The sequence below is a fragment of the Bradyrhizobium sp. sGM-13 genome, assembly GCF_018398875.1.
Taxonomy (GTDB): domain Bacteria; phylum Pseudomonadota; class Alphaproteobacteria; order Rhizobiales; family Xanthobacteraceae; genus Bradyrhizobium.
Genome location: NZ_JAGWDK010000093.1, coordinates 1 through 6,222, shown reverse-complemented (window position 1 = coordinate 6,222; position 6,222 = coordinate 1). Strand labels below are relative to the sequence as shown.

General features: G+C 60.0%; 6 protein-coding genes and 1 tRNA gene. 1 reads left to right on the top strand and 6 read right to left on the bottom strand.

Annotation, left to right across the window (positions count from 1 at the left end; genetic code table 11):
• Nucleotides 1-337: 337 nt before the first annotated feature.
• A complete protein-coding gene (locus KJQ96_RS37785; RefSeq protein ID WP_213291085.1) occupies nucleotides 338-559 on the bottom strand; it encodes a hypothetical protein in 222 nt (73 codons plus the stop codon).
• Between the two features lie 131 nt (nucleotides 560-690).
• On the opposite strand from KJQ96_RS37785, the gene KJQ96_RS37780 reads away from it, so the two are divergent.
• Nucleotides 691-945 carry a hypothetical protein gene (locus KJQ96_RS37780; RefSeq protein ID WP_213291084.1) on the top strand — a complete coding sequence of 85 codons (255 nt, stop codon included), beginning with the start codon at nucleotides 691-693 and terminating at the stop codon, nucleotides 943-945.
• Between the two features lie 755 nt (nucleotides 946-1,700).
• On the opposite strand, the gene KJQ96_RS37775 is transcribed toward KJQ96_RS37780, so the two are convergent.
• The 5 genes from KJQ96_RS37775 to KJQ96_RS37755 form a co-directional block, all read right to left on the bottom strand.
• Nucleotides 1,701-1,776: transfer RNA gene (locus tag KJQ96_RS37775), tRNA-Lys, on the bottom strand.
• A 179-nt stretch (nucleotides 1,777-1,955) separates the two neighbouring features.
• Nucleotides 1,956-2,528: a Spy/CpxP family protein refolding chaperone gene (locus KJQ96_RS37770; protein WP_213291083.1), complete on the bottom strand. Its 573-nt coding sequence runs from the start codon at nucleotides 2,526-2,528 to the stop codon at nucleotides 1,956-1,958.
• A gap of 129 nt (nucleotides 2,529-2,657) precedes the next feature.
• Complete coding sequence (locus KJQ96_RS37765) at nucleotides 2,658-3,983, bottom strand: TRAP transporter large permease (protein WP_213291082.1); 1,326 nt, start codon at nucleotides 3,981-3,983, stop codon at nucleotides 2,658-2,660.
• Nucleotides 3,980-4,555: a TRAP transporter small permease gene (locus KJQ96_RS37760; RefSeq protein WP_213291086.1), complete on the bottom strand. Its 576-nt coding sequence runs from the start codon at nucleotides 4,553-4,555 to the stop codon at nucleotides 3,980-3,982. The genes KJQ96_RS37765 and KJQ96_RS37760 overlap by 4 nt, the downstream gene beginning before the upstream one ends.
• Nucleotides 4,556-4,676: 121 nt before the next feature.
• Nucleotides 4,677-5,678, bottom strand: a complete 1,002-nt coding sequence (locus KJQ96_RS37755; protein WP_213291081.1) for a TRAP transporter substrate-binding protein — start codon at nucleotides 5,676-5,678, stop codon at nucleotides 4,677-4,679.
• Nucleotides 5,679-6,222 lie beyond the last annotated feature (544 nt).

The window sequence follows — 6,222 nt, the reverse complement described above, 5'->3', positions numbered from 1 at the left end:
CCGGTCAGACCCAACGTTGGTCACCTCATGGGCAATAATGAGGTGATGCTTGGTAACTACGATCTGAGCGGCCGCAAAGAACAGGAAGTAGGCCGACGCAAGCAAACCGATGTCTGCGGCATCGAGCCCAAACTCCGATATTAGCTGACCCGACACTGAGCTCGTGATGGTCCGAAAGAGATAGGAGAGATAGTAGCCCGCAACAAAGGGGAAGAAGACGCACGCAATTAGCCGCCACTTTTGAAGCGGGCTCCTGGAGCCAAGAGACGCCTCTGCCGGCTTCGGCTCAACATTTGACGATACGGCCGGCTCCGTTGGCGCTCCAGCCTTGCTCTTCTCACGCCGGCGAGCAGAACGAATTCGGGAGGTGCCGAAAGTTGGAGTTGCTGCCGTCCTCCCGGGCGGCAGCACTCAGTTTGTCTTGGATGTCTTCATCGGTTTCCGAGGCGGTTTCCTCATTCACTTGTTTCGACCCGCGACCGCTTGGCCCGCCCTCGCCGATCTCGGGCTCGGACTGGTCGAGGTTTGCGGCGCTGAGCCGGTTGATCGTCTCCTGCATCAGCGGCCGACCTAGCCGGACCCGCCGATCGACCTGCTCTGCCAAAAGCTTGAAGCGCTCGTCACCGCGAAGCACGCCTCTCGCTGCTGCGATTCCGGTAGAGGCGGCATGACCGTTAGGTGAGATCGCGCATGCAGTGCGACCGTCTCAGCGATGAGACGCATGTCCCTGTCAAAACGGTCAAGCCTGGCATGGATCTGGTCAAGTTGCTCCCGCAAGAGGTCTTCGACAGGAGGGGTTGGGCTCAGAAAACGTTCAAGCGCATCCTCAACGACCATGCTCTTGCCGACGCCTGGGCGGTCGATTGCAGCCTCGAGCTGTTCGAACACCTTCTCGGAAAGCTGGACGGTGACTTTTCTGGTTCGGGGGGTTTTGTTGGGAATTGACTGCAGATTTCTCGAACAGCGTCCTGCTTTGGCCCGTGACCTGCATTGGCATGCAACGTCAGAGATGCCCCCATCCCGTCGGATCGCTGAAGCCGGATTCAAGGACTCGGCCGTCAAAAAGCTGGCCTGTTTTCGAAGGATCCGGGCTTTCGCCAGTTGGGTAATGATGGCAACCTGAGCCGGCTGCGGTCTCCGCCAGGGTCTCCACCGCGGTTCTCCACCGTCCGAATCCGGTGGCTCGAGAAACGCTCGGTTTTATTGGGTTTTTCGCACGTCGCGGTCAGGTGGCGGAGAGGGAGGATTCGCATCCCTGTTAAGTCAGCGTTTTGCCCGAAGGGGCCAGCGCCGCGGTCAACGACCTTCACTTCATCACTCACGTAGCTGAACAGACTTCTGAGCCGAAGGTCCGGCAATCTGGCGCCATGATCAAGCTAGAGACCCACTGGACGCTCCAATCTGGCAGGCCCAAGAAGTATTTGATTTTAGGCGCCCCTAGCGGAATCGAACCCCTGTTTCAGAATTGAGAGGGCCAAGTCTGATCCCGTCTGTTGGATTATCGCAAGCGAGTTTGGCGTTGAAGGTCATTTTCACCTTGCCGCTCCACGTTCCGGATAGTCGAGCTCGCGGCGCCTGCGTGCTCCCATCCAAATCACATTGTAGAGAGCGGATTGTTCGACCAGAAAAAAACACCGTTTGAAAAACCGTTTTAATTCGGTTTCCTCAAACGGTTTCTCTGGCTAAGTCCCTGAGAAGCTTGGTGGGCGCACCAGGGCTCGAACCTGGGACCCGCTGATTAAGAGTCAGCTGCTCTACCAACTGAGCTATGCGCCCGGATGTTTTAAGTCCGGCAAGCTCTCGCGAGAGGGCGTCGTTTAGCAAAGCGATCCCGGGATGTCCAGCAAGCTGGGCGGAGTTTTCCCGGGCTTTGGCTGAGAGGCGGAACGGCGAAAAGCCGCTAGATTTCAGCGGCTTCTCGCCCATGTTCGGATCGGGCGCCGATCAGGGGCGCCTCAGAGCCGTTCGGGGCCGCCCCGGTCCGGGCCGCCGTCCCGGTCATACCTGTTCCGGTCATAGTCGCGATGGCGATCGAAGTCGCGGTCCATGCGCCAGTGCTCGCGGTGCCGCCAGCCTTCCCTGCCCCCGAACCGGTCCATTCGGGTCAGGACGGCAAGCCGGCGTTTCTGGCTGTCATCCAGCGTCTTGTAGAGCGGGTCGGCCGCGTCCGCGATCTTCTTCATCGCGGCAGCCGTTGCCGACATGGTCTCGGCGCGCTCGCGCAGCCGCGTCACCGGATCGTCCGGCCCCTGCTGGCTGGAATCGTCCCGCATCCGCGCATTGGCGCGATCGATTCTGAGCTTGGCGAGCTCCCGGACCGCGGCCTCGACCGGCGGCCACAGCTTTTCCTGCTCGGCCGTCAATTTGAGGCCGGCATGCACGGCCGCGATTCGCGCGTCGGTATAGGCCGCCCGATCCTCCGGGCTCATCCGCATATGGCCATAGCCCCAATGGCGGTGCTGGGCATAGACTGCGGTCGAGCCGGCGATGGCAAGAACCGCGACGGCGGCGATGGTGAATTTCCTCATGCGAACCTCCTTGAAAGGTTGCATGAAGATGATCCTGCGTCAGTCGGCGTTCAACTTACGGATTGGCAAGGGGGGCTTCCCTTACCAAGATGTAATGTGACCCGTTTGATCCACCGCAATGCGATATTGCTAGAGCATCCCCAACGCACGCGGCAGCCACAACGAGAGCTCCGGCACGTAGGTGACGATGCCGAGGAAGATCAGCATGGTCAAAAGCCATGGCCACACCGCGATCGTCAGCTCGGTGATGCCCATCTTGGCGATGCCGGAGGCGACGTAGAGGTTGAGCCCGACCGGCGGATGGCACATGCCGACTTCCATGTTGACCACCATCAGGATGCCCAGATGCACCGGATGGATGCCGAGCTTGACCGCCACCGGAAACAGGATCGGCGCCATGATCAACACGATCGACGATGGCTCCATGAAATTGCCGGCGAGCAGCAGCAGCACGTTGACGATAAGCAGGAAGATGATCCAGTTGACGCCGATCGAGGTGATCCAGTTTGCGATGTGCTGCGGAATGTTTTCGTTCGCCATCAGGAATGAGAACAGCACCGCATTGGTGATGATGTAGAGGATCATCGCGCTCATATTGGCCGAGCCGAGCAGCACCTTCGGCACGTCCTTGAGCGACATGTCGCGATAAACGAACACCGCAATCACAAAGGCATAGACCGCGCTGATCGCGGCCGCCTCCGTCGGTGTGAAAATGCCGGCATAGATGCCGCCGAGCACGATCACGATCAACAGCAATCCCCACATGCACTTGCGAAACGCCGTGAAGCGCTCGCCCCAGCTCGCGCGCTGCAGCCGCGGATAATCGTTCCTCCAGGCGCGGTAGAAGGTAGTCAATCCAAGCAGCGACGCCAGCATCATGCCGGGGATGACGCCGGCCATGAACATCTGGCCCACGGACGCCGACGATACCCGCTGGCCGGCGGGATCAAGCGCGATGCTGCCGCCGGTGGCCACGCAATAGATCACCATCACGATCGAGGGCGGGATCAGGATGCCGAGCGCGCCGGAGGTGGTGATAACGCCGGCACCGAAGCGCTTGGGGAATCCCTGCTTCACCATCGCGGGCAACATGATCGCGCCGATCGCGATCACAGTCGCGGGCGACGAGCCGGACACCGCAGCGAACAGCGCGCAAGCCATGACGCCGGCAAGCCCCAGACCGCCATACCAGTGCCCGACCATGGTGGTCGCGAAATTGATCATGCGTCTGGCGACGCCGCCATGGGTCAGGAAGTTGCCGGCGAGAATGAAGAACGGGATCGCCATGATCTCGAAATTATCGATGCCGGTGAACAGTTTTAGCGCCACCGACTCGGTCGGCACGTTCGTCATCACATAAATGAACGTGAGCACCGTGAGACCGAGTGCGATCGAGATCGGCATGCCGGTCAGCATCAGCAGGATCAGCAGTCCGAAGATAATGAAGGAGGTCATCGTGTCACCTCCGCGACACCAGCACCGGGCGCGTCGACGTCGACACCCTCGACATGGGCGTGGTCATGGTGCGGAAGCTCGCCCGTGAAGAAGTAGCGATACGCGACCTGCAGGAAGCGGAAGCACATCAGGTAGGAGCCGAGCGGAATGCAGAGATAGACGAACCAGCTCGGGATCTCGAGGTCCGGCGACACCTGGTCGGTGTGGTAAAGCCCGTAGACGAAATGCGCCCCCATGGTGCCGATGACGACGGTAAAGAAGGCCCCGCAAAGCAGTCCGAACAGCACGATCGCGTTCTTCCAGGGCGACTTGATCTGGTTGACCACGACGTCGACACCGACATGGATGCCGGTGCGGACGCCATAGGCGGCGCCGAACTTGGCGACCCACACGAACATGTAGATGCAGAGCTCCTGCGCCCAGGACAGGTTGATCGGGAACAGGATCGGAAACAGGAAGGGAATGCCGAGCAGATAGCGGTGGCAGACGGCGAGAAAGATGATGAGGGTCGCGAGCGCCATCAGCGTCGCGATCAATATCTCCTCAAGCCGATCGAGGATGCGAAGCAGTATCAATGTCCCCCCTTCAGGTCAGGCTTTTGCGACGCCTCACCTTCCTTCGCGGCCGTGTGTTGCCGAGCCCCAATATATAAGGGGCTTCCGTGCCTTGGCACGGAAGCCCGACAACGTCATCTCAGTTGGTCGCGCCCTTGGCTTCCTTCATGAACTCGTCGATCAGCCCCTGGCCGACACGGCCGGCGACGTCTTTATAGACTGGCTCCATCGCCTTGCGCATGGCCGAGTCCTGCTCCGGCGTCAGCTTGATGATCTCGCTCTTGCCGGTCTTGACGATCTCGGCGAGCGCGTCGTCGTTTTCCTTCTGCGACTGGCCGTTGCCGTAGGCGGTGGCTTCCTTCATCGCCTTCTCGCACTGGGCACGGACGTCAGCCGGCAGGCCATCCCAGAACTTCTTGTTCACAACCACGATGTAGCCGATATAGCCGTGATTGGTGTTGGTGATGTACTTCTGCACCTCGTGCATCTTCTGGGTATAGATGTTCGACCAGGTGTTCTCCTGTCCGTCAACGACGCCCGTCTGCAGCGCCTGATAGACTTCCGAGAACGCCATCACCTGCGGGACCACGCCAAGGTTACGGAACTGGGCTTCCAGAACCTTCGAGGACTGGATGCGGAATTTCAGGCCGCGATAGTCGGCCGGCGAAATGAGCTTCTTGTTGGCGCTCATCTGCTTGAAGCCGTTATCCCAGTAGGCGAGACCGGTCATGCCCTTCGGCTCGAGCAGCTTGAGCAGCCTAGTACCCAGCGGGCCGTCGGTGACCTTACGCACCGTGGGGAGGTCGGGCAGGATGTATGGAAGATCGAACACCTCGAATTCCTTGACGCCGATGGGGCCGAATTTGGCGTTCGAGGGCGCCAGCATCTGCACCGCGCCGAGCTGCAGCGCCTCCAGCTCTTCCTTGTCCTTGTAGAGCTGCGAGTTCGGATAGACTTCGACCTTGACCTTGCCGTTGGTGTATTTCTCGGCCAGTTCCTTGAATTTCTCCGCAGCGAGCCCCTTCGGCGTGTTGGTCGCCACCACGTGGCTGAATTTGATCACGATCGGCGACTGCGCAGCGGCCGGTCCGATCAGAGTCAATGCCGCGATCGACGCCGCAGCCAGAATCAGTTTGCGCATATGTCCTCCCAGACTTTTTTTGCCGAACGCGAATGAGACGTTCCGCAGCTTGCATGCCAGTTGCATCAATACAGACAAGCCTGCTGAATTGCCATTGCCCGTTAGCAGGGGCCGACCTGGCATCCTTTGCTGCACTGCGAAAAATGGGTCGCTACTTCTCGTCGTCTGTATCATTCGGCAAAAATTGTGCCGAAGCCATGGAAGTCGCGTCCTCGGAACGAAAGGCTTCGCCTCGAGCAGTCGCCCTCCCCGCGCGGACTGTCATCCCCGCGAAGGCGGGGATCCAGTACGCTGCGACTTCTCGGTTCAATCACTGCTGTCTCTGGAATACTGGATCCCCGCCTTCGCGGGGATGACGACTGAATATCAGGCGGCGATCTCGCGACGCATTGCGCCCGAGGTTTGCTCTTGATTTGGCCCTCTTGGAAATTAGAGGGCGCAGGGAAGGCCGGGTGCTGGCTGCACCCGCGGTCTCGTGTGCCATTGCGCAAGCAAAAGCGCACACGAGCATACAGGTACAGCGGGAGCATCCCGGCCTTCCCTG